The organism is Serratia aquatilis, assembly GCF_044865145.1.
In the GTDB taxonomy this organism is placed as follows: Bacteria; Pseudomonadota; Gammaproteobacteria; order Enterobacterales; family Enterobacteriaceae; genus Chania; species Chania aquatilis.
The window spans coordinates 31,180-57,264 of the sequence record NZ_CP173186.1 but is presented as its reverse complement, the minus strand read 5'-3'; the positions used below and the strand labels follow the sequence as shown (position 1 = coordinate 57,264).

Annotated in this window: 25 protein-coding genes; 14 read left to right on the top strand and 11 right to left on the bottom strand. The window is 51.4% G+C overall.

What is annotated here, in order from left to right; translation table 11 throughout:
• Window positions 1–128 precede the first annotated feature (128 nt).
• Both SAQUA_RS00250 and SAQUA_RS00245 read left to right on the top strand, forming a co-directional pair.
• Window positions 129–482: a hypothetical protein gene (locus SAQUA_RS00250; protein ID WP_380678614.1), complete on the top strand. Its 354-nt coding sequence runs from the start codon at window positions 129–131 to the stop codon at window positions 480–482.
• Between the two features lie 890 nt (window positions 483–1,372).
• Entirely contained in the window at window positions 1,373–1,765 is a 393-nt protein-coding gene (locus tag SAQUA_RS00245; RefSeq protein WP_380678616.1) for a hypothetical protein, read from the top strand.
• Window positions 1,766–1,978: 213 nt separating this feature from the next.
• Here the strand turns inward: SAQUA_RS00245 and SAQUA_RS00240 are convergent, their stop codons facing one another.
• Window positions 1,979–3,187, bottom strand: coding sequence for an IS256 family transposase (locus SAQUA_RS00240; RefSeq protein WP_404413008.1), 1,209 nt, complete (start codon window positions 3,185–3,187; stop codon window positions 1,979–1,981).
• A gap of 179 nt (window positions 3,188–3,366) precedes the next feature.
• On the opposite strand from SAQUA_RS00240, the gene SAQUA_RS00235 reads away from it, so the two are divergent.
• The 8 genes from SAQUA_RS00235 (at window position 3,367) to SAQUA_RS00200 (ending at window position 9,430) form a co-directional block, all read left to right on the top strand.
• Window positions 3,367–3,594 (top strand): hypothetical protein, encoded by a 228-nt coding sequence (locus SAQUA_RS00235; protein ID WP_404413115.1) that lies wholly within the window; start codon window positions 3,367–3,369, stop codon window positions 3,592–3,594.
• 40 nt (window positions 3,595–3,634) lie between these two features.
• Window positions 3,635–4,000: a hypothetical protein gene (locus tag SAQUA_RS00230; protein WP_380679232.1), complete on the top strand. Its 366-nt coding sequence runs from the start codon at window positions 3,635–3,637 to the stop codon at window positions 3,998–4,000.
• 113 nt (window positions 4,001–4,113) lie between these two features.
• Window positions 4,114–4,749: a Gp138 family membrane-puncturing spike protein gene (locus SAQUA_RS00225; protein ID WP_380679235.1), complete on the top strand. Its 636-nt coding sequence runs from the start codon at window positions 4,114–4,116 to the stop codon at window positions 4,747–4,749.
• Window positions 4,746–5,099 carry a hypothetical protein gene (locus SAQUA_RS00220; RefSeq protein ID WP_380679238.1) on the top strand — a complete coding sequence of 118 codons (354 nt, stop codon included), beginning with the start codon at window positions 4,746–4,748 and terminating at the stop codon, window positions 5,097–5,099. The genes SAQUA_RS00225 and SAQUA_RS00220 overlap by 4 nt, the downstream gene beginning before the upstream one ends.
• A complete protein-coding gene (locus SAQUA_RS00215; RefSeq protein ID WP_380679240.1) occupies window positions 5,099–6,289 on the top strand; it encodes a baseplate J/gp47 family protein in 1,191 nt (396 codons plus the stop codon). The genes SAQUA_RS00220 and SAQUA_RS00215 overlap by 1 nt, the downstream gene beginning before the upstream one ends.
• Window positions 6,286–6,912 (top strand): DUF2612 domain-containing protein, encoded by a 627-nt coding sequence (locus SAQUA_RS00210; protein WP_380679243.1) that lies wholly within the window; start codon window positions 6,286–6,288, stop codon window positions 6,910–6,912. Before SAQUA_RS00215 ends, SAQUA_RS00210 begins: the two co-directional genes overlap by 4 nt.
• Before the next feature lies 1 nt (window position 6,913).
• A complete protein-coding gene (locus SAQUA_RS00205; RefSeq protein WP_380679246.1) occupies window positions 6,914–8,074 on the top strand; it encodes a hypothetical protein in 1,161 nt (386 codons plus the stop codon).
• Between the two features lie 69 nt (window positions 8,075–8,143).
• Window positions 8,144–9,430 (top strand): hypothetical protein, encoded by a 1,287-nt coding sequence (locus SAQUA_RS00200; RefSeq protein ID WP_380679249.1) that lies wholly within the window; start codon window positions 8,144–8,146, stop codon window positions 9,428–9,430.
• A gap of 100 nt (window positions 9,431–9,530) precedes the next feature.
• Here the strand turns inward: SAQUA_RS00200 and fdhE are convergent, their stop codons facing one another.
• The 4 genes from fdhE to fdnG are packed head-to-tail and all read right to left on the bottom strand — an operon-like array spanning window position 9,531 to window position 15,054.
• On the bottom strand, window positions 9,531–10,460 hold the full coding sequence (gene fdhE / locus SAQUA_RS00195) for a formate dehydrogenase accessory protein FdhE (RefSeq protein WP_380679252.1): 930 nt from the start codon (window positions 10,458–10,460) through the stop codon (window positions 9,531–9,533).
• Complete coding sequence (gene fdoI, locus SAQUA_RS00190; protein WP_380679255.1) at window positions 10,460–11,095, bottom strand: formate dehydrogenase cytochrome b556 subunit; 636 nt, start codon at window positions 11,093–11,095, stop codon at window positions 10,460–10,462. Before fdoI ends, fdhE begins: the two co-directional genes overlap by 1 nt.
• Complete coding sequence (fdxH, locus tag SAQUA_RS00185; RefSeq protein WP_380679258.1) at window positions 11,092–11,994, bottom strand: formate dehydrogenase subunit beta; 903 nt, start codon at window positions 11,992–11,994, stop codon at window positions 11,092–11,094. The genes fdoI and fdxH overlap by 4 nt, the downstream gene beginning before the upstream one ends.
• Window positions 11,995–12,006: 12 nt before the next feature.
• A complete protein-coding gene (fdnG, locus tag SAQUA_RS00180; protein ID WP_380679261.1) occupies window positions 12,007–15,054 on the bottom strand; it encodes a formate dehydrogenase-N subunit alpha in 3,048 nt (1,015 codons plus the stop codon).
• Window positions 15,055–15,261: 207 nt separating this feature from the next.
• Between fdnG and fdhD the strand changes: the two genes are divergently transcribed.
• The 3 genes from fdhD (at window position 15,262) to yiiM (ending at window position 17,879) form a co-directional block, all read left to right on the top strand.
• Window positions 15,262–16,050: a formate dehydrogenase accessory sulfurtransferase FdhD gene (gene fdhD / locus SAQUA_RS00175; RefSeq protein WP_380679497.1), complete on the top strand. Its 789-nt coding sequence runs from the start codon at window positions 15,262–15,264 to the stop codon at window positions 16,048–16,050.
• Window positions 16,051–16,442: 392 nt separating this feature from the next.
• The gene (sodA, locus tag SAQUA_RS00170; protein WP_380679264.1) at window positions 16,443–17,066 is read left to right on the top strand and encodes a superoxide dismutase [Mn]; all 624 of its coding nucleotides are present in this window, start codon (window positions 16,443–16,445) and stop codon (window positions 17,064–17,066) included.
• 129 nt (window positions 17,067–17,195) lie between these two features.
• The gene (gene yiiM / locus SAQUA_RS00165) at window positions 17,196–17,879 is read left to right on the top strand and encodes a 6-hydroxyaminopurine reductase (protein WP_380679267.1); all 684 of its coding nucleotides are present in this window, start codon (window positions 17,196–17,198) and stop codon (window positions 17,877–17,879) included.
• 186 nt (window positions 17,880–18,065) lie between these two features.
• Here the strand turns inward: yiiM and SAQUA_RS00160 are convergent, their stop codons facing one another.
• Together SAQUA_RS00160 and SAQUA_RS00155 are read right to left on the bottom strand one after the other, a co-directional pair.
• Window positions 18,066–18,428, bottom strand: coding sequence for a YibL family ribosome-associated protein (locus tag SAQUA_RS00160; RefSeq protein ID WP_380679270.1), 363 nt, complete (start codon window positions 18,426–18,428; stop codon window positions 18,066–18,068).
• Window positions 18,429–18,487: 59 nt separating this feature from the next.
• On the bottom strand, window positions 18,488–19,954 hold the full coding sequence (locus SAQUA_RS00155) for a PLP-dependent aminotransferase family protein (RefSeq protein WP_380679273.1): 1,467 nt from the start codon (window positions 19,952–19,954) through the stop codon (window positions 18,488–18,490).
• Between the two features lie 140 nt (window positions 19,955–20,094).
• Between SAQUA_RS00155 and SAQUA_RS00150 the strand changes: the two genes are divergently transcribed.
• Window positions 20,095–20,703, top strand: coding sequence for a LysE family translocator (locus SAQUA_RS00150; protein WP_380679276.1), 609 nt, complete (start codon window positions 20,095–20,097; stop codon window positions 20,701–20,703).
• Here the strand turns inward: SAQUA_RS00150 and SAQUA_RS00145 are convergent.
• The 4 genes from SAQUA_RS00145 to SAQUA_RS00130 all read right to left on the bottom strand — a co-directional run bounded on the left by SAQUA_RS00145 (window position 20,700) and on the right by SAQUA_RS00130 (window position 25,761).
• Window positions 20,700–21,257: an MltR family transcriptional regulator gene (locus tag SAQUA_RS00145; RefSeq protein ID WP_380679500.1), complete on the bottom strand. Its 558-nt coding sequence runs from the start codon at window positions 21,255–21,257 to the stop codon at window positions 20,700–20,702. The two genes, SAQUA_RS00150 and SAQUA_RS00145, sit on opposite strands and share 4 nt — an antisense overlap.
• 127 nt (window positions 21,258–21,384) lie before the next feature.
• Entirely contained in the window at window positions 21,385–22,533 is a 1,149-nt protein-coding gene (locus SAQUA_RS00140) for a mannitol-1-phosphate 5-dehydrogenase (protein WP_380679279.1), read from the bottom strand.
• Window positions 22,534–22,595: 62 nt separating this feature from the next.
• On the bottom strand, window positions 22,596–24,512 hold the full coding sequence (locus SAQUA_RS00135) for a PTS mannitol transporter subunit IICBA (RefSeq protein WP_380679282.1): 1,917 nt from the start codon (window positions 24,510–24,512) through the stop codon (window positions 22,596–22,598).
• 529 nt (window positions 24,513–25,041) lie between these two features.
• Window positions 25,042–25,761 carry a DUF3053 domain-containing protein gene (locus tag SAQUA_RS00130; protein WP_380679285.1) on the bottom strand — a complete coding sequence of 240 codons (720 nt, stop codon included), beginning with the start codon at window positions 25,759–25,761 and terminating at the stop codon, window positions 25,042–25,044.
• Between the last annotated feature and the right edge of the window lie 324 nt (window positions 25,762–26,085).

Here is a 26,085-nt window from a genome sequence, read left to right as displayed (position 1 = left end):
ACTCGTTTATGCTGATTATAAAGAAACACTCACACGCGCCAAGCGTGGTATCTGGATATAATGTGTAAGGCGCGTGGATCGGCAGATTCACTAAATAACAGCACGCGTGATAAATACGCACCGGATTGATGATGAAAAAGATAATCCCCGTGTTTCTATGCCTATGGCTACTCCCTCAACATTTTGTTTCAGCGGCAGTTACAAAGTGTGGGGATTTTACGCTTGTACCCAATGATGACGGCTGGATGCGTATCAATGGGGCAAAACCAGAAAGCCAGAAAATCACTTTCTTGAAGCAAAAGGAAGATTATAGAAATATCAAGATAGAATGGAGCATGGCAACAAATCAGCCAGGACTATGGATTGGCATGGAATATGTAAAACTCGATGGTAAGGCATTCCTGAACACTCAGCAACTCCGCGCCAGCATGAACGCGCCAAGGGTGTTTGGAACTTACGACTGCGTGAGAATTAAAGACTAAGCGTAGATAAACCCGTTTATACCGAATCGCCCTGCATGAAGTGCGATTCGAGCCGCCAAGGAAAAAAATCAGTTACGTTGCAAGCTCGGGGTATAGATATGATGTGTGAGGCGCGCGTGTCGACAGTTCTGCAAACGGTCGAAACGTTGAACAAAGGAACGTGAATCAGCCAATGAAAAAATACTTAATGCTTTTCTTTTTCAGTGCCCTATGCCCTTTGCTTGGGTATGCCGATGTATATTGTGGCAATTTTATTCTTACTCCAGGTAACGATGGATTTATGCATATCAATGGAGTTAGGCCCGAGACACAACAATTCACTTTCCTGGGGAAAAAAGAAGACTATGACAATGGGTTGTACCCACTAAGCAGCCAGGAAAATGGTTAGGGATGGAATACATCAAACGTGATGGGAACAAGCGCTTTCTCAATGTAGAGCTACTGCAAGCCAGCATGAATGCTCCGAGAATTATCGGAACCTTCGATTGTATAAAGGTTGAAAAGTGATTTATCTGGCGATCCATGCAACGGCGTCAAAAGTTGGAATATTCCGATCAAAACCTAATAATTAGCCATAAGTCGTTTTATTATCAGATTTTCGGTGAGCGTTTAAATGCCTAGTTTTAATATGCTGGTGGTTACACAAAATTACAGGCCAGCTCTAACTAATATCAGGCGCATAGTGAAAAAATACTTATTTTACTCATTTTTTCTTATCTATTTCTCTCACCCGGTACGTGATTCTGCAAGGGTTCATATGGTTTAGCAGTGATACCCTATGACAAGGACTGTTTTAGATGTTTCCATTCAAAAACATCTCTTTGGACCGTTTATAACATTGCTTCTCGTAGAAAACGCATATGCATCACTAATATGGTGCAGTTGGGGATATGTATATCACTGATATATTTGAAATTTTATTGAGATTTGGAAAAATGTTTAAAATTTCGCTTGTTCTGTTTTACTCACTTTTATCCACACAGCTCTTGGCAAAAACAGTTTGTGGGCCTTATACCTTGGATGCAGTAAAAGTTAATGATGGGTGGGTCAGGATCAATGGTGCAAAACCAGAGTCGCAGAAGATAACCTTCCTGAAAGCAAAAGAAGATTACGACAACATCAAAATGGTGTGGCGCATGGCAACCAACCAGCCAGGACTATGGATTGCAATGGAATATATAAAACGTGATGGTAAGGCATTCCTGAACACTCAACAACTCCGCGCCAGTATGAACGCGCCAAGGGTGTTTGGAACTTACGACTGCGTGAGAATTAAAGACTAAGCGTAGATAAACCCGTTTATACCGAATCGCCCTGCCTGAAAGTACGATTCGGGCCGCCAAGGGAAAAATCAGTCCCGTTGCATGCTCGGGGGATAGATATGATATGTAAGGCGCGTGGAGTGGTGGACTTCCTGAATAATGCAGCAAAAAATAGGACGGCTTAAATGTTGAAGGTGTTGAGCCTGTCCATAATTCTGTGTAACTGCCAACCTATTAAAGGTGACCGTCTAAGCGGTCACCGAACTCGATAATAAAACGACTCATCGCCAACCGCCAGTTCTGGATCGGCATACTCCATTTTTTCGACGCCGCCTGGATGGCCAGATAAATCACTTTTCTCACTGAGTCATCTGTCGGGAACACTTTACGTTTCTTTATCGCCTGACGGATCACGCTGTTCAGCGATTCTATGGCGTTGGTCGTGTAGATCGCTTTGCGGATATCCGCGGGATAACCGAAGAACGTGTTGAGATTTTCCCAGTGAGTACGCCAACTCTTGCTGATTTGCGGGTATTTTTCATCCCACACACCCGCGAACTTGTCCAACGCCATCAGTGCCGCTTCCTCTGTCGGGGCCTGATACACCGTTTTCAACCCGCTGGTGACCGCTTTGTAGTCTTTCCACGACACGTACTTCAGGCTGTTACGCACCATGTGGATAATGCACAACTGGATGTGGGTTTGCGGATAGACGCTGTTTATCGCCTCTGGGAAGCCCTTCAGGCCGTCTACACAGGCAATCAGGATGTCCTGAAGCCCCCGATTTTTTAGCTCGGTCAACACGTTAAGCCAGAACTTGGCCCCTTCATTTTCTGCCAGCCACATGCCCAGAAGTTCTTTCTGACCCTCGGTATTGATGCCCAAGGCAAGGAACACGGCCTTGTTGATGACGCTGCCATTTTGACGCACCTTCACCACGATACAGTCAAGGTAAACAATGGGATACAGTGAGTCCAGTGGCCGGTTTTGCCACTCGGTAACCTGCTCTTTAACGGCATCGGTGACTTTGGATATCAGCGTGGGCGACACGTCGGCATCGTACATCTCCTTGAACGTGGCGACGATTTCCCTCGTCGTCATCCCTTTGGCATATAAGGATAAAATCTGGCTGTCCATCTGCGTGATACGCGTCTGGTTTTTCTTTATCAGTTGGGGCTCAAAGGAGCCTTCACGGTCACGGGGTGTATTCAGTTCGAACTCACCATCATCAGTGAGCAACGTTTTAGACGAGTAACCGTTACGGGTATTCGAGCCTTTTTTAGGGGTATTTTTTTCATGACCGAGGTGGTCAGTCAGCTCGGCATTCAAGGCAGTTTCGACGGTGAGCTTGGTCAACATACGAGAAAACGCATTGAGATCGGCTTCTGTTTTAATGCCTTTGGCCAGCTCAGCAGCGAGTGCCTTAAGTTTCTTTTCGTCCATAATTTGCCTGTCTCCATTGTCAGGAAGAACATATCAAAAACAGGCAATTACACAATTTAAATTACAGTCTCAAGGTGTTGGCACCTCTTGCTTTGATTTTTATTTCCTCTTCGTCTCTAGCTGATACTCAGTGTGGACCATTCTTGATCACGCCGGGACCTGACGATGGTTGGTTTCGTGTGAATAATGCAAAACCAGAATCTCAGAAAGTTACCTTCCTCAAACAAAAGGAAGATTACAACAACATCAAAGTAGTGTGGCGCATGACAACCAGCCAGCCAGGGCTATGGATTGCAATGGAATATATAAAACGCGATGGTAAGGCATTCCTGAACACTCAGCAACTCCGCGCCAGCATGAACGCGCCAAAGGTGTTTGGAACTTACGATTGTGTGAGAATTAAATGATAAGCGTAAGTGACTCTACACTTTTAAAAACTGGTGCGTAATGAAAAAGGTATTTTATTTATTAATCGCTTTGTCCGTTTTATTTACTTCCAGCACTGTTTTCTCGGCGGGAAAGCCTTATATGAGATGCGGCGATTTTGTTTTTTCAACAAGTGGCACTGATGATGGCTTTGCTCGTATCAATGGCGCAAAACCAGAGTCGCAGAAAATCACCTTCCTGAAAGCAAAAGAAGATTACGACAACATCAAGATAGACTGGGTGATAGCAACAAGTCAGCCAGGACTATGGATTGGCATGGAATATGTAAAACGCGATGGTAAGGCATTCCTGAACACTCAGCAACTCCGCGCCAGCATGAACGCGCCAAGAGTGTTTGGAACTTACGACTGCGTGAGAATTAAATGATAAACGTAGATAAACCCGTTTATTTAACTAATGACACTTGAGCCTATCCCATTAGGCTCTTAAAAATCATGCTAACCCGGCCACTGCGCCGGGTTTTTTAATGGAAATTTATTATGACAATATCCACCGCATCAATGACCGGTCAGCTTTCTGAAACCCTCAGATCGGCAACCGATGGGCTATCTGCCCAATTGCGCGTCTGTCTGCCCGGCATCATACAGTCGTTTAACCCTCAAGATGTTACCTGTGTCGTGCAATTAGCGATCAACGGGCAGGATGGCGATGAGTCGATTATGCTGCCGTTATTACCCGATCTACCGGTGGTTTTCCCCCGTGGCGGCGGTGTAACACTCACTTTCCCCGTTGCTGCTGGTGATGATTGCATGGTGGTGTTCTGCGATCGCCGTATCGATTTCTGGTGGCAGAACGGTGGCGTCCAAGAGGCTGTAGCAACACGCCAGCACGATCTCTCCGACGCTCTTGTTATCGTTGGTCCGCAATCCCAGACGCAGAAAATCAGCGGTATCAGCACAACGGCAGCTCAGTTACGCAGTGATGATGGCAAAACGGTTATCAGTATCAATCCTACCAGCGGCGCTATCTCCGGCACCGCTCCTGGTGGGTTCGATCTGAACGGTTTAAAAATTCTATCCGATGGTCGCCTGCAACTGGTAGGGGGCGTAATAGTCGATGGCCACATACACGGTGGTGTCGAATCCGGAGGCAACAATACAGGGGGACCCGAATGAGATACCGACGCGAAGATCCAGATGGCGATTACATTTTCGGCAATGGCAACAGCAACTTCCTGACAAACTCTCCTGAAGCCATCGCACAGGCGGTGAAAACCCGCTTTGAGCTGTGGCAGGGGGAATGGTTTCTAGATGACCGCGAGGGAACCCCCTACAAGCAAGAGATACTCGGCAAACACCAGTCGCCTATCTATCAACTGGCGATACGCGAGCGCATCCTCACGACTCAGGGGGTAACCGAAATAGAAACCCTTGAAATTCAATTCAATACAGGCTCACGCCGGATCGCTTTCACCGCCACTATCAACACTCTCTACGGACAAATCACCGTTAACAGCGAGGCATAATGCTAAATCTCGATACTCTTGGGCTGGCAGCCACAATTAATGCCAGCGGGATCGGTGCGCCCGATTATCAGACCATCCTCAGTACGCTGACGGGGTATTTCCGCCAGATTTACGGCGAGGATGCTTATTTAGAAGCAGACAGCAAAGATGGGCAGATGCTGGGTATTTTTGCTCTGGCTATACATGATGCCAATAACTCGGCGATTGCGGCATATAACAGTTTTAGCCCGGCAACGGCACAAGGGCGGGCGCTGGAATCTAACGTTAAGATTAACGGTATCGCGAAAAGTGCGGCATCCCGTTCTACCGTTGATGTGCGTCTTATTGGTCAAGTGGGAACCATCATCGCTAACGGTATCGTTCGCGACAGTTCGGGTAATAGTTGGAGTCTGCCACCCACGGTGGTTATCGGGCTGAACGGTGAGGTAATCACCACAGCCACCTGCCAGATCGGTGGCGCAATTATTGCGCTGCCCGGCGAAGTGAACGTCATCGGCACACCTACCCGCGGCTGGCAATCGGTCACTAACCCAGTTGCGGCAACCCCTGGCCGGGCGGTCGAAACAGATGCAGACTTGCGCGTTAGGCAATCCCAGTCGGTCGCACTCCCCTCGCGTACCGTGCTGGATGGCATCGTCGGAGCTATTACATCGCTGCCTGGCGTTAAACGCGCCCGTCCTTACGAGAATGACAGCAACGTCGCCAATCAACACGGGATTCCTGGCCATTCGATATCTATTGTTGTTGATGGTGGGGATGCTGAAGCGATCGCCAAAACTATCGCACTGAAAAAAACGCCGGGTGCCGGTACTTACGGAACGACGTCGATCCCGGTTAAAGATAAAAATGGCATGACACAGAACGTCAATTTCTTCCGTAAAGCCGATGTAGCGATTTATGTTCAGGTCGAATTAAAACCGCTGATGGGCTACACCTCCGATATTGGTGAGGAAATCAAGAAAGAGATTGTCGATTATATTAACAATATCGATATCGGCGAACCGGTCAGAATACATCGGCTTTATCTACCAGCTAATTTAAACGGTGCTGAAAACCGCGCAACCTTTGATCTGGTTGGATTAACGATCGGTACATCACCGGGGGCATTATCAGGAAATAACGTAGATATCGCTTTTAACGCGGCGGCCACCAGTAATAATGCGAATATTAGCATCAAGGTGACGATATGAATGAGACTAAATATCAGCGTCTCATTACCTCCTACCACAAAAATAAACCACGGTTTTATGACCACATCAGCCTGATAACCCATCCCCTGATCAACCTTCAACGTACGACTAATGGCCTACTTAAGGATTTTGATCTCGATGCTGCTGTAGGTAGCCAACTTGACGTGCTTGGGCTGTGGATCGGCATCAATCGGGAGGTTATCACACCGATTGTAGGTTACTCCTTGCAAAGTATTGAGGTAAATGAAGGAGGGGCAACGCAAAGCGCCATACGTTTGGACGATGAGACCTATCGCACCGTTCTGCGGGCAAAAATACAGGCCAATCACTGGGATGGGACGCTGGAAACCCTCGATGGTATTTATCAAAGCATATTTACCGACGGCCAAGTGAAGGTACTGGTCATTGATAATTTTGATATGACCATGACCATTTACTTCTTTGGTAGTGATATATCGCCGGTACTGAGAGCGGTGATTAAATCTGGCTATCTGGATGTGAAACCCGAAGGAGTCGGCGTCAGGTATGTGATTGCTGACGTACCTTTATTTGGCTTCGATTTAAACAATGAATTTACTGCCGGCTTCGATTCTGGAGCATGGGGAATATTACTAGGGGAGTAAGATGGCTAAGAATGAAATATTGCCTTTCGGGGCTGTAGCAGGTGCGAATGTATTAACACCTAAAGATTACGAGACACTACCCTCACGCTTGAAGGGTTTTTCGGCAGGGATTGCGGAATCCAAACAACTGAATACGGTATGGCGGCAATCATCCATTATCGCTAGCCTTATTGCGCAGTTTATTGCTGATAAAAGTAATAAAGATGTGCTTGATAACGGCGATATGGTCACGCTGCGAGCTAACTTAGAGGTAGCGCTGAAAGCGTTTATTACCGCTAATATCGACAAAAATGAGTTTTTACTCAAAGCCAATAACCTGTCAGATATCATAGATAAGGCTCTTGGCCGCGCAAGTCTGGATCTTGCCGGTATCAAAATCACGGGTAGTACTGCGGGATCGAATGTTGGCGCGGGTACTCCCGTCGCTTCAGGTAATGCATCCGTCGCAATCGGGTTAACCGCCAGCGCGACCGGTAACCGCAACGTCGTATTGGGCGAAAGAAGTTCGGCCAGCGCAGAGAGCGCAACAGCGGTAGGGAGTGGCGCAGGTGCCTCAGCAACATATGCAACGGCAGTAGGCTCGTCAGCATTGGCATCGTTTACCAATAGCACGGCGATTGGTTATGGTTCAACCACCACCAGAGCAAATGAAGTTTCGTTTGGTGCATCGGATAAAAAACGCATTCTGGCAAACGTTGCCCCAGGCACGCAGGACAGCGATGTGGTGATCTTGGGGCAGCTTGCGCAGCTGGTGACAAAAATTTGCCCACATTCAGTGGGTGATGTGGTTTTCCGCGCTCACTCTCGCAGCCCGGCAACAGATTTCCCTGGTACGACCTGGATAGATTTATCCGCATCCAATGCCGCTCGCTTTATCCGCTTGGCGTCAGCAGCAGGCAATGCAATGGAAACGGGCGGCAGAGATACTTCCGCCATTATGTTATTGCCCGAGCATACGCCGCCGCATACCCACCGTGCCGGATGGGGTGCCCCTGGCCTCAAGTGGGGCTCAAACTCAACAGGCTCTGATAATCAGCTCGGCCACGATACGACGATGGCTGGCCTTCCGGCAAGGCCGGGGAGCACAGAAGAGCTGGTACAGCAGCCTTTAGATGTCACACCAACCTATATCACATTAAAAGCCTGGCAGCGCACAGCTTAAGCAGGAACGCTATGGCAACAAGCTACTTTGGTTGCCGCGGCCAATAGCACCAAATGGAGAAATTAAAAAATGTCTGAAGGTATCAAGATATCTGATTTAGAGCGCGCAGATGCGCTAACAGGCAATGAACTGCTGGTTCTTTGCCAAAAAAATAACCAAGGGGAGTGGGAGTCCAGAAATCTCCCACTGGAGAATGTCAGGGATATTATCCCCTCAGGTATGCAAGGCGAACCCGGCCCCGCAGGGCCACAGGGCAACCCAGGTCCGGCGGGAGAGGACGGGGAAGGTGCAATTGTTGATGTTGCACCAACAACCAACCTCAATACGCTAATTACCAGCGGCGTTTATCGGTTATCTGGCGGTACAAATGGTCAAGCATCATATAGCTTGAACTACCCGTTCGGTGTTGAGCTTGGTTCAGAAACCATGATGTACGTCTCGTTAACAAAAGCTTTGGGGGGAACTTTCGTCACGCAGGTTTTCTTCGGCGCGCAGTTTACTTCGGACCCTGGCCCTTTCGTTAGAACCCGAGCGACTAACGGAGCATGGGCGGCATGGAACCGGGTTATTGATGAAGGAACGTTTAATAGAAAAGCTGTACAACAATTAAATATGTCGCAAAGTGGTCTGCAGGTGCATAAACCGAGCAGTGGCACCAGTTCAGTGTGGCGTTACGAAGCACCCGACGGCACATCAAGTAAACCGAACCCCAAGACCACACCAAGTAATAAAGAGGGGGTTGTATTGGGGTTGATCAACCCATTTGCGAAACCCACGCAGGGCATATTTCAGGGCGTCGTATTAGCGGTGGATTCAGATGGCCGGGCATTTATAAATGTGGATAAACAAAACCCGGGAACGGCTGACGCACCTGGTGATTTGAACTGGAAAGAGATTGCCTATAGCACAGGGCCAAAAGCTATCGCCTATATCGTGCCGGACATCCATGGGAAGGGGGAGGATAGTTTTTCGATTAATATCCCAGACGGTTTACTCATCCCAAGCTACTTCTACTCGATCCAGACCGATATCTCTTTCGTCAGCCCAAACCAACCGCTAGGCGGTAATCCTCTGGCATGGAGCTGGCTAAAAGCCTCATTAACCAGCAGCAGTAGCCATGAGACACAGCTTATTATTTCTCAGCAGGCGCTCGGTGGTGCAAGCCAAATTGGCAATCGAACGCTGTCACTTCCAGGGCGCAGGGATAATACTGCCGCTAACGGCAAGATCACCAACCTACAAATAGGTTTCCGATACTATGCGAATGACCCAACCAATAGCGGCTCGCTGTTATCTCACTACGGTGGGCATTATCAAATAACGCTGAGTTTTATACCAATTGGCCCGATAGGCTGAGACTTGCCAGCGTAAAATACGACTCTTATCCCTATCACTGAGCCTGTCTCTTGCTCAGAACCTCCTGTTCAAGAGACAGACAACAAGGATGTGGTTGACCTTACTCACCCGGGAACAGGAAGGGGTTGATACTGCTGCGGGCAAAGCCCTCGTCTTCCATCTTGGCATCGAGGATCAGCGAGGCCAAATCATCGGCAACCGCCTCAACCTGCGGGTCTTTTTCCTGATAGAGGATCTTCAGGTAAGTGCCACAGTCGCCACAACTTTCCGCTTTTACTGCGGCCTGCTCACTTTCCAATGACCAGTAGTTGAGATCGCGCGTTTGCTCGCAGTTGCTGCACTTTACCCGCACCACATGCCATTCGCTCTCGCAAAGGTTACAGTGCAGATAGCGCAGGCCATTCACGGTACCAATATGGACCATGCTGGAAACCGGCATACTGCCGCAGACCGGGCAAAACTGGCGGTGTTCGCCGTATTCCGCACGTGCCTTACCGGGGATTTGGCTGGCCATCTGCGCCCAGTAAAGCGAAAGTGAGGCCCAAATGAATGGTGCTTTATCACTGCCCACTTTGCCAAACTCACCGTTAAGCAAGGCACTGGCCATCAGTTCCAGCTCATGAGCCGAGGATTTCTCCAGATTATCCAGTACCGGTAGCACATGTTCTGGCGCCTGTGGACGCAGTTCAGCAATCAGCGATGCCAGCAGCTTGTGCCAGTGCTCGCTGCGCGGATAGACGCTGGCATCCAGCGGCGGCTTGCCGCTGGCAGCGCTCTGGGTCAGAGCCTCACCCAGATCCAGCACCAACGGATTATCGTGGCACGCGTTGTTCTGTGCCTGCGCAATACTGGCGGCAAAATTGAGATAGTCGCCCAGCGGATGATCTGTCGCCAGTTGGCGCAGACGCTCGGCACGGCGGGTATAAAGGCTTTTCAGATTCGCGAAAAGTAACGGCGGAATGGTTTCCGCCGTTGTTGACTTCTCACGCTGTGCCCCTAACTGCTCTTTAGGAACGATGCGGATACTCATCAGGGTTTATCTTCCCGTTGTTTCTCGCGGACCTCACGGTACCAGCGCGGATGATGCTTCTTGGCCCAGGCAGCCGGAACCCAACCTTCCACCATCGCGGTAATGGTGCCTTTGACCCACAAGGCGGCATAAATATGCACCATAATCACGATAATCAACACCACTGCCGCCAGCGAATGCACCAACAGCGCAATGCGGATCAGCGGAATAGGGAACGACGGGGCAAAGTACGGCTGCCAGATAACGACTCCACTGGCCAGCAATAGCACCAGACTGATGATCGCTGCCCAGAATACGCACTTCTGACCGAAATTATAGCGCCCGGTATCCCCCACTTCCTCGTTCATGGCGATTTTGTGGATATTTTTGGCCCAGGTAATGTCTTCCCGGTTGATCAGGTTATGCTTCCAGTAACGCAGGAACATTAACATAAACGCAGCGAACATAATCACCCCGACGAAGGGATGCAGAATGCGCGCCAGTTGCGGCGTTCCGAAAATGTTCATCAACCAGTTGAAGGAAGGGAAGAAAAAACCCAACCCACTGACGGCCGCAAGAATAAAGCAGAACGCCACAATCCAGTGGTTAATCCGCTCCGGCGCACTATAGCGCTGAATTGGCTTTTCCTTTCTCATTTGCGCGTCTCCTCATCATGTGGCTCGTCTTTCTCCTCCTCTTCGCTGACGCGGTTAGGACCAACGCCAACGTAATGGAAGACACTCGCCGCAAAGGTGGCTGCAAATCCGATGGCAGCCAGCGGTTTCCATATGCCTTTCCAGAAGGTCACCGCCGGGCTGATGGTCGGGTTGTCCGGCAAACCGTGATAAAGCTGCGGCTTGTCGGCGTGATGCAATACATACATCACATGGGTGCCACCTACGCCCGCCGGATCGTAAAGACCGGCATTCTGGTAACCACGGGTTTTCAACTCCCCAACACGTTCCGCAGCGATATCTTTCATCGCCTCTTTGGTGCCGAAGTGGATTGCCCCGGTTGGACAGGTTTTCACACAGGCCGGTTCCTGGCCCACGTCAACACGGTCAACGCACAGGGTGCACTTGTACACCCGGTTGTCTTCCTTGTTCATACGCGGCACGTTGAACGGGCAACCCGCGATGCAGTAACCGCAGCCGATACAGTGCTCCGACTGGAAATCCACGATGCCGTTAGCGTACTGGATGATCGCCCCTTCCGACGGGCAAGCCTTCAGGCAGCCCGGATCGGCACAGTGCATACAGCCATCCTTGCGGATCAGCCACTCCAGTTTGCCGTGTTCCTCAACCTCAGAGAAACGCATCACGGTCCACGATTTAGCCGTCAGGTCGGCGGGGTTATCGTAAACCCCGACGTTGTGACCCACTTCATCGCGAATATCGTTCCATTCAGAACAGGCCACCTGGCAGGCTTTACAGCCGATACAGGTGGTGACATCGATCAGCTTGGCCACTTCTTCCTTGTGGTCACGGGCACGCGGAGCCGGTGTGAGACCATTGGTTGCGGATTTGCGAATGATGTCTTGAGATTGCATTGCCATAATTCGTCTCCGTTACACCTTTTCCACGTTAACCAGGAACGCCTTGAATTCCGGCGTTTGCGTGTTGGCATCACCAACAAACGGTGTCAATGTGTTGGCAAGAAAGCCTTTCTTCGTCACCCCTTCGTAACCCCAGTGGATCGGGATACCGATGGTATCAACATCCTGCCCATGCACCTGCAGCGTGCGAATACGCTTGGTCACTACCGCCTTGGCCTTGATATAGCCACGGTTGGAGCTGACTTTTACCGTATCCCCGTGCTTGATGCCTTTTTTCTCTGCCAGCTTTTCACCAATCTCGACAAACTGCTCCGGCTGGGTGATCGCATTGATCAACGAGTGCTTGGTCCAGTAGTGGAAATGCTCGGTTAAACGATAGGTTGTGCCGACATATGGGAACTTGTCGGATTTGCCCATCGCGGCCAGATCGTCTTTAAACACACGCGCCGCCGGGTTAGACACCACGTTCGGGTGCAATGGGTTAGTGCCAAGCGGTGTTTCAAACGGCTCGTAGTGTTCAGGGAATGGCCCTTCTGCCATTTTATCAATGGCGAACAGGCGGCCCATGCCTTCAGGCTGCATGATAAACGGCCCGACATCGCTACCCGGTGCCGCAGCCCCGTAGTCCGCAATATCCACGCCGCTCCACTTGGCTCCATCCCACTCCAGCAACTGACGTTTAGGATCCCACGGTTTACCCGCTGGATCGGCAGAGGCGCGGTTATACAGAATGCGACGGTTGAGCGGCCAGGCCCAGGCCCAACCTAGCGTGTTGCCAAGACCGGAAGGATCGGCGTTGTCACGGCGCGCCATCTGGTTACCCGCAGGCGTCCAACTGCCTGCAAAGATCCAGCAGCCACTCGCCGTAGTACCGTCATCACGCAGATGCGCAAAGGTGCTGAGCAATTCGCCCTTCTTCGCCAACACTTTACCTTCTGCATCAACAACATCAGCTAACGCGCGGCCGTTGTTCTCCATCGCCACTTCTTCTGGTTCTGGTCTGCCAGGGGTCAGATAATCCCAAGACATATTCAGCACCTGTTCCGGCACCGCACCACCGTCACGCGTGTACATTTCACGCAGGCGCAAGAACAGGCCCGCCAGAATTTCACCGTCAGGCAGCGCTTCACCCGGGGCATCAGCCCCTTTCCAGTGCCACTGCAACCAACGGCCAGAGTTGACGATCGAACCGTTCTCTTCGGCAAAGCAAGTGGAAGGAAGACGGAACACTTCTGTCTGGATCTTCGATGAATCAACGTCATTTGACTCACCATGATTCTGCCAAAAGGTTGCTGTCTCGGTGTTCAACGGATCAATGGTCACCAGGAACTTCAGCTTGGAAAGTGCCGCTACCACCTTGTTCTTGTTCGGGAACGAAGCTACCGGGTTGAAACCCTGGCAGATGTAACCGTTGACCTTGCCTTGTGACATCATTTCGAAGTACTGAAGGACGTCGTAGCCTTTGTCCCACTTCGGCAACCAGTCATAGCCCCAGTTGTTGTCTTTCTGCGCTTTGTCGCCATAGAAACTCTTCATCATGCTGACGAAGAATTTAGGGTAGTTGCTCCAGTAGTTCACCTGACCCGGTAGCAACGCTTTCGGCGTGTTGGCTTTCAGATAGGTGTCCAGATCCGGATGCTTCTCTGAAGGCAGCGTCATATAGCCTGGCAGGCTTTGTGACAACAGACCGAGATCGGTCAGCCCCTGGATGTTGGAGTGACCGCGCAGGGCGTTAACACCACCACCAGCCATACCCATATTACCCAGCAGCAACTGGATCATCGCCATGGTACGGATGTTCTGCGCACCCACCGAGTGCTGTGTCCAGCCCAAGGCGTAGAGGAAAGATGCCGTTTTGTCGTTAGCGCTGGTTTCAGCGATATATTCGCAAACCTTGATGAAATCTTCGGTTGGCGTACCACAGATATTGTTTACCACTTCTGGCGTATAGCGGCTGACGTGATGCTTCAGCATGTTCCATACGCAACGCGGATCTTGCAGCGTGACGTCACGCTTGGCAAAACCGTTCTCGTCGAGTTGGTAGTTCCAGGTGGTTTTATCATACTTACGATTGTCCGCGTCGTAGCCAGTGAACAGGCCGTCGTCAAAGCCAAAGTCCTCCCGCACCAGCAGGCTGGCGTTGGTATAGGCATTAACGTATTCGCGGTTAATCTTGTTGTTATTAATCAGGTACAGCAGTACGCCCGACAGGAAAGCAATGTCGGTGCCAGAGCGGATAGGCGTGTAGAAATCAGCCACCGATGCGGTACGGGTAAAGCGCGGATCGATCACGATCAGCTTGGCTTTATTATGGATCTTGGCTTCCATCGCCCAGCGGAAACCCACTGGATGCGCTTCTGCCGCATTACCACCCATAACAATAATTAAGTCTGCGTTCTTGATATCAACCCAGTGGTTGGTCATCGCACCGCGACCAAATGTTGGAGCAAGACTTGCTACCGTTGGTCCGTGTCAGACACGCGCCTGGTTGTCTACGGCAAGCATGCCGAGAGCGCGACTAAATTTTTGTGTCAACATACCGGTTTCGTTGCTGGAAGCCGAAGCACACAGCATACCGGTAGTCAGCCAACGGTTGACGGTAACGCCCTGTTGGTTGGTTTTGACAAAGTTGGCATCGCGGTCTTCTTTCATCAATTGCGCGATGCGGGTAAAGGCGTAATCCCAGCTGACTCTCTGCCATTTGTCAGAGCCAGGAGCGCGATATTCCGGGTACTCGAGACGACTTTCGCTGTGGATAAAGTCCACCAGGCCAGCGCCTTTTGGGCAAAGCGCGCCACGATTTACCGGATGATCCGGATCCCCCTCAATATGGAAAATACTCTCTTTGGCGTTTTTGGCGCCATCACCAAGGCTGTACATCAACAGCCCACAGCCGACGGAACAATACGTACAGGTATTACGGGTTTCACGAGCACGCAGCAGTTTATACTGCCGAGTTTCCGCTAACGCCACTGCCGGGCTAAAGCCCAGGGCGGCTACCGTAGTTCCTGCCATACCGCCAGCGCAGATCTTAAAGAACTGCCTTCTGCTGACCTGCATGGGGGTCTCCTTTCACTCGTGTTGTCACATTGTTTCAAATGGCACTTCCCCCCGCAAAGCGGGAAGCGCTAGAATCACTGTTCTTATGTTGGTTTGGCCTCGTGGCCACAACGACGCGGCGATAATATCATAGCGTCAATGGTGTTGTTACAGACAGGTACCAGTTAAGTGAACAATTTTGACCCAGAGCAGCCCGTAAATGAGAACGTGCTCACAGGCCTGATCCAGGCACCGGTATATCAACGTGGGCAACTAAACACTATGCAGCAAGACTGGCTGGCGGAAGAGGTCCCGGTCGCACTGGTCTATAACGGCATTTCCCACGTGGTAATGATGTGTACGCCGAAGGATCTGGAGGCCTTTGCTTTAGGATTTTCCCTGTCTGAAGGTATCATCGAGTCGCCAAGCGATATTTACGGCATAGATATTACCCCAATCTATAATGGTGTTGAGGTTCAAATTGAGCTTTCAAGCCGTCGATTTACAGCGTTGAAGACGCGCCGCCGCGCGATGGCGGGCCGTACAGGTTGTGGCGTTTGCGGTGTCGAACAACTGGCTGATATTTTCCGCCCGGTCGCACCTCTGCCGTTTACTCAGACATTCGCGTTAAGCCATCTCGATGGTGCGCTCAAACAGCTGCGGCAGGTACAGGATGTTGGCCAACTTACCGGTTGCACCCATGCAGCCAGTTGGATCTCGCCGCAGGGTGAACTGCTAGGGGGATGTGAAGACGTTGGCCGCCACGTGGCGTTGGATAAAATGCTCGGCATGCGTGCCAAGCAGGGCTGGCAGCAAGGGGCAATTCTGGTTTCCAGCCGTGCAAGCTATGAAATGGTACAAAAATCTGCCATGTGCGGAGCCGAGATCCTGTTTGTTGTCTCCGCCGCCACCTCTTTGGCGGTGGAAATTGCCGAGCGCAGCAACCTGACGCTGGTCGGCTTCAGCAAACCTGGCCGGGCAACCGTATTTACTCACCCGCAGCGCATCATCGACTAGGCTGTGTCCCTTAACTGTCCGTGGTGCCGTCGCAGACCCAAAAGCCCGTTATCAAAGCGGAGGGTGAAGGGCAGAGTGGGCCTCTGTTCAAGCCCGACTTTACTTCGAACGGGCTTTTGGGGCGCGACCCGTAGGGCTGGGGCCATTTTCTTGCATTGCTGTGTTGTTCGCCGCTTATTTGGTCCACCAAACCTCGCGGCTCACGCCTTGCCCTGCGCGAAAATGACCGCCAGCGGCGCTCGCGTGCAGTTAAGGGACACAGCCTGAATTACCCCTACATCCAACAAGGCATTGATAATCATTTTTATTATCATTTAATCAATTATAATGCATCATGCTGCTTACGCGGTGTTCACAATTTACGCTGCCTATCAATACTGGAGATGATGATTATGAGCTATTCACTGCCATCCCTACCCTATGCTTACGACGCACTGGAACCACATTTCGATAAGCAAACGATGGAAATCCATCACACCAAACACCATCAAACCTACGTCAACAATGCCAACAGCGTGCTAGAGGCTTACCCTGAGCTGACTTCGCTGAGCGTAGAAGCGCTGATCCAGGACCTGGACAAAGTTCCTGCGGACAAGCGTACCTTCATGCGCAACAACGCGGGTGGCCACGCCAACCACAGTCTGTTCTGGAAAGGCCTGAAAACCGGTACCACGCTGAGCGGCGATCTGAAAGCCGCTATCGAGCGCGACTTCGGCAGCGTTGAGAAATTCCAGGAAGAGTTCGAGAAGGCCGCCGCAACCCGTTTCGGTTCTGGCTGGGCCTGGCTGGTACTGAAAGGTGACAAACTGGCGGTCGTTTCCACCGCCAACCAGGACAGTCCGCTGATGGGCGAAGCCGTTGCTGGCGCTTCCGGGTTGCCGATTATTGGCCTGGATGTGTGGGAACACGCCTACTATCTGAAATACCAGAACCGCCGCCCGGATTATATCAAGGCATTCTGGAACGTCGTGAACTGGGATGAAGCAGCAAGCCGCTTCGCTGAAGCCAGGAAATAATTGTTACCGTTGATGCCCGCAAATTGCGGGCTTTTTTTAGCTCTACTATTCATTCTCCTCTTTTCATTATCTTGTTCCTACCGAGAGACTCAAGCTATTCTAAAACCTGCCAAAACAAAGGGGCTTCGAATGGATATCATTACGCATCACCCAGACGTTTATCTCGGTTCAATTCAACCCTATGAAGGTGGGCGGCCCAGCGCCATTGCCAAACGCCTGGTAGAAGGTGCGGTAAATCTTACGCCACTGGGTTTGGAAGGGGATGCACAGGCAGAGAAAAGCTACCACGGCGGGCCTGACCGCGCTTTGTGTCATTATCCGCGCGAGCACTACACCCACTGGCAGCAACAGTTTCCGGCGCAGGCTGAGCAGTTTTTTGCACCGGCCTTTGGGGAAAATATCTCTACCCTTGGCATGACCGAGCATAGCGTGTTTATGGGGGATATCTTCCGCTGGGGTGGCGCGCTGATCCAAGTCACCCAACCGCGTTCGCCGTGCTTCAAGCTCAACTATCATTTCGCTATCGACGACATTTCGCTGTTAATGCAGCAGACTGGCCGCTGTGGCTGGCTGTATCGCGTGATTTCTACCGGGGAAGTGAGTGGCGACCGGCCGCTTGAGCTAGTGACCCGCAACAGTGATATCTCCGTGGCGGAGGCCATCAGTATTGCCTGGCATATGCCGTTTGATGAAGAACAATATCGCCGCTTGCTGGCGGTTACTGGGCTATCAGCCAGTTGGAGCAAAACCATGTTGACGCGCATCAGCAGCGGAAAAACCGAAGACTTCAACCGCCGCCTACTTGGCCGCTAGAACAACCAATCAAGTGGGCTCCGCACACAGAGCCCACGATACCCTAAATAATTCGAGTTGCATGTCGGCGGCAAGCAGCAGCCCCTAAGGGCGAGGCCCAAATGGACGTAGCCAACACCCAGCAGCTTGAAGTATGACGAGTATATAACCGTTGTCCTACAACTCGAAGTAACTTGGGTATTGCTATCAGAAGGCCTTTTTGGCGTAACCGGTCACCACTTTCAGCCCCATTTCACGGCCCAGCGCGGTCATCGGGTGTACCACGATCAAGCCGCGCGCGCTCTTCTTCAGCGCCCCCATATCTGCTTGCTCTTTTTTGGTGATCTCGCGGCTAAACGGCAGTTGGCTCAACTTCTGCGCTTCTGCGCTCAGTTTCTCCACACGCTGGTTTTTCAGGCGCTCAATTTCTGCGGCCAGCTTCTCTTTTTCTTTGCCGTGTTGCGCAATCAGTTCGGGGTTACCCTGCTGGATCACCGCAGTATCTTTATGGTTCTGTGCGTCCAACAGGTCGCTAAGGCGCTTGATTTCTGCTTTTTCTATCTCTTTCATCGGTATCTGGCCTGAATTCTCGGGAAGTATTGCGCTAGTGTACCAAAACACCTGCCTGGTTACTCGTCTTGCTCAATACCAGCTGGCAAGCCGCTCATCTCGCAAGTTTTTGCCCCCACTCGCGCCAGTGCATGAGTATAACGAGCATTAAACGGGTAACAACAAGAAAGCCGCAGCCCATTGCGATAACGGCCACTCGGGGAGTACAGCGTACCCGGGGTGAGACAGATATCCTCATCCAGCAGTTGATGGAACAGAGCCACTGTGTCCACCGCTGGCGGTAACTCAACCCAGAATACAAACCCTCCCGTTGGTTGCGTCGCCAAGGTTCCGCGAGGGAAATGGCGGGCAATCAACGCCCTCGCCTCCTCAACCTGAGCCGCATAGCGTTTACGCAGATTCCGCAGATGATGATCATAACCACCGGCCTCAAGAAACATCGCCAAGGTTTCCGACAGCAGGTTCGATTCTGCCATCGAAGAAACTGCCTTCAATTTACGTAGCGCTTCGTTGAAACGCCCACCTGCTACCCACCCGATACGGAAATCCGGGGCCAGCGTTTTGGTGAAACTGGAACAGAACAGAACCCAACCTTCGCGATCGAACGCTTTGACCGCCGGGCTCAGTGCATTGCCAAATTGCAGTTCTGCATACAGTCCGTCTTCAATCAAAGGCACCTGATGATCGTTCATCAACCGTGCCAGCCGTTTTTTGGCAGCTAACGGCATGGTGCACCCCAGAGGGTTCTGCACCGTCGGCATGGCGATGACCACATTGAGCCTTTTCTCCTGCAGCAGTAACTCCAATGCGTCCAGCGACAGGCCATGCTGCGAATCTGTAGGAATTTCCAGAGCTTTCAATCCCAGACTGTCGAGCAGCGGCAACAGGTAGAAATAGGTGGGAGACTCCAGCCCGACACAGTCACCCGGCTTGGTGGTTACCCGTAGCGCCAGTTGCAATGCCTCCATGCAACCGTGCGTCAGCGTAATGTCACCCGGCTCCAGCAGCATCCCTAGCGTCATTGAGCGCCGGGCGATTTGTTGGCGCAATCTTAAGTTGCCTGGCGGCAGTGCGTATTGCCCGATCAGATTAGGTTGACGGCGCAGTTGTGAAGAGAGCATGCGGCCCAGTTTACCTCCAGGATAAAAATCCACCGTTTGCGGGCAAGCAAGGGACAGGTTGGTAAACGAAGGGTTCTGCTGGGCGGCGAAGACCGTATCAATCAATGCCAGTACATCATCCGCAGGTTTCTCTATCCGGTTGCTGGGTGCTGACGCCTTTTTCAGCGCGGGTAAAGTGGCTCGTACATAAAAACCGGATTGTGGCCGTGCCTCGATCAATCCCCGGTCTTCCAAATGGCGATACGCCGCGACCACGGTATTGATACTGACACTATGGACCTGCGCGCAGCGGCGTAACGATGGCAAACAACTGCCTGGCTGCAAGGTACCCCGGCGGATAGCCGCTGCAAGCGTTTCAGCCAGTTGCAGATAACGGGTTTCAGGGATCTCATCGAGTAGGGTCACAGTTTTTCTCCAGGCAATGGTTACAGTTTAAAATTAAGCAAACTGTAACCATGACAATAACTTATTTCTGGTTCTGTCACCATTGCAGTACGCCCCTTATGCTGATCGTCTATCTGCAATACGCATTCAAGGAGCTTTTCATGCTGGATTCAGCTTTCATCAGTTACGTTACCGTTATGTCCATCACCCCCGGCCCCAACAACCTTATGCTGGCCTCATCTGGCGTCCACTTCGGCCTGCGCCGCACTCTGCCGATGATGTTTGGCATCAGCCTTGGGTGTGCGGTACAGCTGGCGCTGACTACCACGCTGCTGGCGATGATCCTTAACTGGGCGGGAGCTATCCGTTTTCCACTGGCAGTAATGGGTTGCGCGTATCTATTGTGGCTATCGTGGAAGCTGTTCAAGGCCGCATCTCCTGATGCCAAACAGCAGATGCGCCCTATGCGCTTTGTCGGCGGTGCCTTGTTTCAGGCAGTCAACCCGAAGGCCTGGCTGATGGTGATTAACGTGGCAATCCTGTTTACTCCGCATGAAGGCGTGACTGTCAGTCAGGCACTGCTGACGATTGCCGGTTTCACCGCAGTAAATATTCCCTGCATTTTAGTCTGGGCATGGATGGGAGATCGGTTGCGCCAAGCCCTGCGTGTGACCTGGAAACTGCGGTTATTTAATGGCGTCATGTCGGGTTTAATGGCAGCAACCGCATTATGGTTGCTGTTTGAAGAGTGGCGTGCGGCATTCGCCTAAGGTTTTTGCGCGCCGAGCGGAGAGAGCCGGGAGGGCTGTTTGGCACCAATCCCGGCCAGCAGTTCGGTAATCGACAATACCATGGTAGAGCGCACCATTTGCTGGTAGCGCTGGTGCTGCATGGCAATCAGCGACTCATCGGCTTCGCCCGGTTGCAGAAAGGTCGGCACAGGTGGTAATTCGCTCACGCAATGCAGCTCGGAGAAGGGCCCCAGAATTTCGTCATCAACGAAGCGATATTCTGACCCGTCGTGATTCAACTCCTCACGCATTGCCATCAGCAATTCAGCATCTTCATACTCATGGCGTGAAATGACACCCAGCCCATACATCAGCTTCAAACGTACAGAGAGCTCGCCGAGTGGCCCCTCACCGGACAACAGCGGTTCCACGGCATATTTTACCGCGTAGTCGTCTTTGCGAAATACCTGTACCACCAGTACGTCAAGCGCTTCCGCCAGCAATTCGACTGCCGCGATCAGAAAACTGCGCACCGTCTTGCCGGCGTTCAGTATTTCCAGAACTTTATTTTCAAATGCCTGTTTTTCGATCATCGTCGCTTTTCGAATGGTGTGGAAAGGGTGCTCACCCACCTCTTTCCTCTCTTTGCTGCAGAACTGGGGGCTAAGATACTCTACCCCCACACCCTACCCTTTATCCGTGGAGAAAGGTACAGCACGTTTACTGCATGGCGTTATACACAGCTACTGCCTGTTCCACAACATCACTGTCAGCGGGCAAACCGGAAACTTGCGCCAACGCGGCTTTGGGCCCCAGTTTTTCCAGCAGATCCGCCCACTCTTTCGCCTGTGGGTCCTGCTCACTGTGGTAACACATGGCAGCCGCAATCCCCTGGATCAGATTGGCATGTGGCAAGTCATACTCCAGTGTTCCCAGCAGCGGTTTGATCAGGCGATCGCCAGCGCTCAGTTTACGCAGCGGCTGGCGGCCAACACGTTCTACATCATCATGCAGATATGGGTTTTCAAAGCGGGAGAGAATTTTGTTGATATAGGCAGCATGTTTGTCCGCCTCAAAGCCATAGCGCTTAATCAGTACCGCACCGCTTTCCTCCATTGCCCCTTTCACTACGCTGCGGATGGCCGGATCAAGAATGGCATCGCGAATAGTGAGTAAATTGGCGCGTTGACCCAGATAGGCGGTGATAGCATGGCCAGTATTCAGGGTGAACAGCTTACGTTCCACAAATGCCATCAGGTTGTCGGTCAGTTCCATCCCAGCGATAGCTGGTGGCTCGCCTTTGAATTGCGTCTGGTCAACAATCCATTCGCTGAAGGTCTCTACCGTTACTTCCAGCGGATCGTTGCTGCCTGCTTCGGCCGGTGGCACGATACGGTCCACGGCAGAATCAACAAAACCAATATGCTGTTCGACCCACGCTTGCTCATCCTGTGGCAACGCGTCGAACACATGCTGTTTGAGCTGGCTGGTGCCACGCACCATATTTTCACAGGCGATAATATTCAGCGGTTGAGTATTACCCTGCTGATGGCGCTTGATCAAACCTTTGGCGATAGTCCCTGCAATCTTACCGAGGATCTGCGGGCCGACAGCCGTGGTTACGATATCGGCTTCGGCAATCAGGGCTGCAGCTTCTTCGCTACCGCTGTTGACAGCACTGACGTTATTCACATACTCAACGCGCGCTTGTTCACCCACCACATGCACCTGGTAGCTTTTACGTTGATTCAACGCATCCAGCACGGTCTGGTTAACGTCAGCAAAAGTCAGTTCGGCATGTGCATCAGCAAGCAGTTTGCCAATAAAACCACGGCCAATGTTTCCGGCTCCGAAATGTAATGCTTTCATATTCCTACCTTTCTTAATGTCGAAGGGTGCAGCAAGCTGCACCCCTTAAAATGATTCTGTTATCAGGCTTTCTTGCCGCCAAGCAATTCCAGCACTTCCTGCACACTGGTAGTATGCGCCAGCCGCTCAATGACTGTCTCATCATCCAGCGCGTTGGTCAGGCTGGTGATCACCTGGATATGTTCGTTATTACGTGCCGCAATACCGATCACCAAGCGCGCGACTTCATCCTCTTCATCACCGAAGCGGACACCCTGCGGATACTGGCAGAACACCACGCCAGTACGCAGCACACGGTCTTTAGCTTCAATAGTGCCGTGCGGTACGGCAATCGACTCACCAAGATAAGTGGAGGTCAGCTTCTCACGCTCAAGCATCGCGGGAACATATTCAGGCTCAACGTAGCCGCCCTTCACTAGTTGCTCACCGGCGAAACGGATAGCGTCTTCTTTATTGCTTGCCTGCAGATTAAGGAACACATTGCCTTCGCCCAGTTTGAACAGGTTCTCTTCGCTGGCTTCAAAACTATCATCCAGTGTAGAAATGACCTTCTGTTCAATCTCAGTGGGGTTGTTGGCGGCCAACAGGCGTGCAGTCAAATCACTGTACAACTGGCTGTCCAGGAAATTGGTCAGCGAAATGTGCTGGGCCTGAGGTGCATGGCGCATTGCACGCTCAGTAAGATCGCGGTGAGTGATCACCAGATCCACATCTTCCGGCAGGCTGTTGATCGCGCAGTTGGTGACCGAAATATTCTTCAACCCTGCATCCGTGACTTTCTTGCGCAGTACACCGGCACCCATGGCGCTGGAACCCATACCGGCATCACAAGCCACGATGATTTTGCGCACGGTACTCAAATCACCGTCTACCGCTGCATTAACCGCTTTGCCACCTTTGGACTGAGCTTTCATGCCCTGCATACGGCGAGTCGCTTCTTCAAGATCGTCTTCCTCTTTCACTTTCGAGGTTTTCAGCAACAGAGCAGAAACCAGGAAGGAAACCAGGAAGGCAGCGAAGACGGCCGCAATGTTAGCGAAGTAGGCACCTTTTGGTGTCATCGCCAATACCGCCAGGATAGAACCTGGAGAAGCAGGTGAAACCAGACCGCCATTCAGCAAGGTCAGAGTGAATACACCGGTCATACCACCCAGAATTACCGCCAGAATCAGACGAGGATTCATCAGCACGTATGGGAAGTAAATCTCATGGATCCCCCCCAGGAAGTGGATGATCGCTGCACCGCCTGCAGACTGCTTGGCACTGCCGCGGCCAAAGAACATATAGGCCATCAGCACGCCCAAACCTGGGCCTGGGTTAGCTTCGATCAGGAAGAAGATCGATTTACCCGTTTCGGTAGCTTGCTGGATACCCAGCGGCGAGAAGATACCATGATTGATTGCGTTGTTCAGGAACAGAATTTTCGCGGGTTCAACGAAGATCGACGTCAGTGGCAGCAGGTTGTTGGCCACCATGATATTCACGCCAGCCGCCAAGAACTTGGACAACACCTCTACCAACGGGCCAATACCCATGAAGGCAAGGATTGCCAGCAACATACCGATGATACCGGCGGAGAAGTTGTTAACCAACATCTCGAAGCCGCTCTTGATCTTGCCATCAACCCAGCGGTCGAAGTGTTTGATTGCCCAGCCACCCAATGGACCAGCAATCATGGCGCCAAGGAACATTGGCATATCAGCACCAACGATCACACCCATGGTGGTAATGGCACCAACAACACCACCACGCTCGCCACCAACCAACTTACCGCCGGTGTAACCAATCAGCAGTGGCAGCAGGTAGGTGATCATTGGACCTACCAGCTTGGCTAGCGTCTCATTTGGCAGCCAGCCGGTTGGAATGAATAATGCTGTAATAATACCCCAGGCGATGAATGCGCCAATATTGGGCATCACCATATTACTCAGGAAGCGGCCAAAGTTTTGAACTTTAACCTTGATATCTGGTGAAAACATAAAACACACCCCTATTGTTACGCGCTGACAATAAGAGCGCGCGATAATTGTTGTAACGTTGCAGCCGTGTTGTGCTGTTTGCGAAATGGACTCTACCACGCTCCTTTTACTACGCGAACCTCACGGAATTATTGTGATCAACATCACACATTACCACCCCACAACCAGGTGTTTTTGGTGATCTAGATCACAAATTGTCAGTGTAAAAAAAACACAAAATGGGAAAACGCCTTAATAACGGGTTAAAAACGTGATTAAAATCACATATACCCCTTACTTTTTTGTTTTTGAATTGTGACTTAAATCACAATTTATTTTAATTCCAGATAACGATGGGTGGTCTGAAATGAAGTCTTCCCTGTGAGTAACTGCTCCACCAGCAATTAACCATGGTGTAAATGAAAGAAAACTACATTAAGAGAAATGATGATTTATTGAAGTGTAGTACAAGATATACGGGGAAGAAGTGCGACAAGAAAGCGGGATAAGGTATGCGGGAGCCCCCACATACCTTTACAAGGTGTTGCCGTTACTGCATTACCGCCTGCACGGTCTTCTGTGCGTTCAGCAGGTTCTGTTGTTTAGCCACCAGACTGGACATCATGGCGTTGTACTGCACCGCTTGTTGTTGGGTACGGAACTGCACACCGCCGTTATTGAAACTCACCTGATTACCCTGAGCCTTGAGGAAATCCCCTACCTGCACCAATTCCTGAACAAAACCCGCGGTGGTTGGGATCGCTGGCATCAGCGCATTAGCCGGGGAGGTGACAATCTTGTCATAAACCTGGTTGTACACCGCTTTCAGGTCATCTGGCTGTTTCAACGCCGCACGCGCATTATCCGCCTGTGACTTCGCCGACTGGATCTGCTGGCCCAGCAGGTTCAATCCCTCTATCGATTGTTGCAAGGCATCACGTTTACCCATGTAATCCCGCGCGGTGTGGATCTCATTAATCTGATCCAATGCGGGCGTCAGGCTAGCCTCTACGGATTTCGATAACTGCTGGGAAAAACCTACCAGGATGGCGTAATCACTGGCATAGGTGCCAAATTTCTGTTTCTGATCTTCACTCAACGTCGGTATGTTTAAACCACTGCGCATCACCGTATTTTGCAAATAATCGATGAAAGCCTTGCGTTGTTCTGGCTCTTTATCGCCGCAGGCGGTCAGTTGCATCACCATCAATAATGCTAATACCGGCGCCAACCAACGCGCGAAACCTCTGCTCTGGATCTCAAACGCCATGTGACAAACTCCTGTTATAAAAATGCTTTTTTTCAGGCTCCATGCCTTTTGCTGCACTCCATGCGGCCATTAGGCTGTGCCCCTTAACTGTTCGTAAGCGCCACTGGCGGACAGTTAAGGGGCACAGCCTAGGATAGATCAACTGAATGCGATGCGATACGCGATTTCACATTCAACCTCAGGATAGCTGAGTATTTCCTAACCGGGCTCTGGATACTATCAGATATGAAAAAGCGCCCGCAGGCGCTTGAGGTTGATGACAAAGTCGCCTTCTGACTCGAGATACCCGGGCCTAGCGCACCGAGGGGCGCTCCGACGGCTTAC

Coding starts and splice junctions, on each gene's coding strand:
- SAQUA_RS00135 (WP_380679282.1), bottom strand. CDS start 24,512: ATGTTTTCACCAGATATCAAGGTTAAAGTTCAAAACTTTGGCCGCTTC.
- SAQUA_RS00150 (WP_380679276.1), top strand. CDS start 20,095: ATGCTGGATTCAGCTTTCATCAGTTACGTTACCGTTATGTCCATCACC.
- SAQUA_RS00225 (WP_380679235.1), top strand. CDS start 4,114: ATGACAATATCCACCGCATCAATGACCGGTCAGCTTTCTGAAACCCTC.
- fdxH (WP_380679258.1), bottom strand. CDS start 11,994: ATGGCAATGCAATCTCAAGACATCATTCGCAAATCCGCAACCAATGGT.
- SAQUA_RS00215 (WP_380679240.1), top strand. CDS start 5,099: ATGCTAAATCTCGATACTCTTGGGCTGGCAGCCACAATTAATGCCAGC.
- SAQUA_RS00240 (WP_404413008.1), bottom strand. CDS start 3,187: ATGGACGAAAAGAAACTTAAGGCACTCGCTGCTGAGCTGGCCAAAGGC.
- SAQUA_RS00210 (WP_380679243.1), top strand. CDS start 6,286: ATGAATGAGACTAAATATCAGCGTCTCATTACCTCCTACCACAAAAAT.
- SAQUA_RS00205 (WP_380679246.1), top strand. CDS start 6,914: ATGGCTAAGAATGAAATATTGCCTTTCGGGGCTGTAGCAGGTGCGAAT.
- SAQUA_RS00250 (WP_380678614.1), top strand. CDS start 129: ATGATGAAAAAGATAATCCCCGTGTTTCTATGCCTATGGCTACTCCCT.
- SAQUA_RS00140 (WP_380679279.1), bottom strand. CDS start 22,533: ATGAAAGCATTACATTTCGGAGCCGGAAACATTGGCCGTGGTTTTATT.
- SAQUA_RS00130 (WP_380679285.1), bottom strand. CDS start 25,761: ATGGCGTTTGAGATCCAGAGCAGAGGTTTCGCGCGTTGGTTGGCGCCG.
- SAQUA_RS00160 (WP_380679270.1), bottom strand. CDS start 18,428: ATGAAAGAGATAGAAAAAGCAGAAATCAAGCGCCTTAGCGACCTGTTG.
- fdoI (WP_380679255.1), bottom strand. CDS start 11,095: ATGAGAAAGGAAAAGCCAATTCAGCGCTATAGTGCGCCGGAGCGGATT.
- SAQUA_RS00230 (WP_380679232.1), top strand. CDS start 3,635: ATGAAAAAGGTATTTTATTTATTAATCGCTTTGTCCGTTTTATTTACT.
- fdhE (WP_380679252.1), bottom strand. CDS start 10,460: ATGAGTATCCGCATCGTTCCTAAAGAGCAGTTAGGGGCACAGCGTGAG.
- SAQUA_RS00220 (WP_380679238.1), top strand. CDS start 4,746: ATGAGATACCGACGCGAAGATCCAGATGGCGATTACATTTTCGGCAAT.
- yiiM (WP_380679267.1), top strand. CDS start 17,196: ATGGATATCATTACGCATCACCCAGACGTTTATCTCGGTTCAATTCAA.
- SAQUA_RS00245 (WP_380678616.1), top strand. CDS start 1,373: ATGTATATCACTGATATATTTGAAATTTTATTGAGATTTGGAAAAATG.
- SAQUA_RS00145 (WP_380679500.1), bottom strand. CDS start 21,257: ATGATCGAAAAACAGGCATTTGAAAATAAAGTTCTGGAAATACTGAAC.
- SAQUA_RS00200 (WP_380679249.1), top strand. CDS start 8,144: ATGTCTGAAGGTATCAAGATATCTGATTTAGAGCGCGCAGATGCGCTA.
- sodA (WP_380679264.1), top strand. CDS start 16,443: ATGAGCTATTCACTGCCATCCCTACCCTATGCTTACGACGCACTGGAA.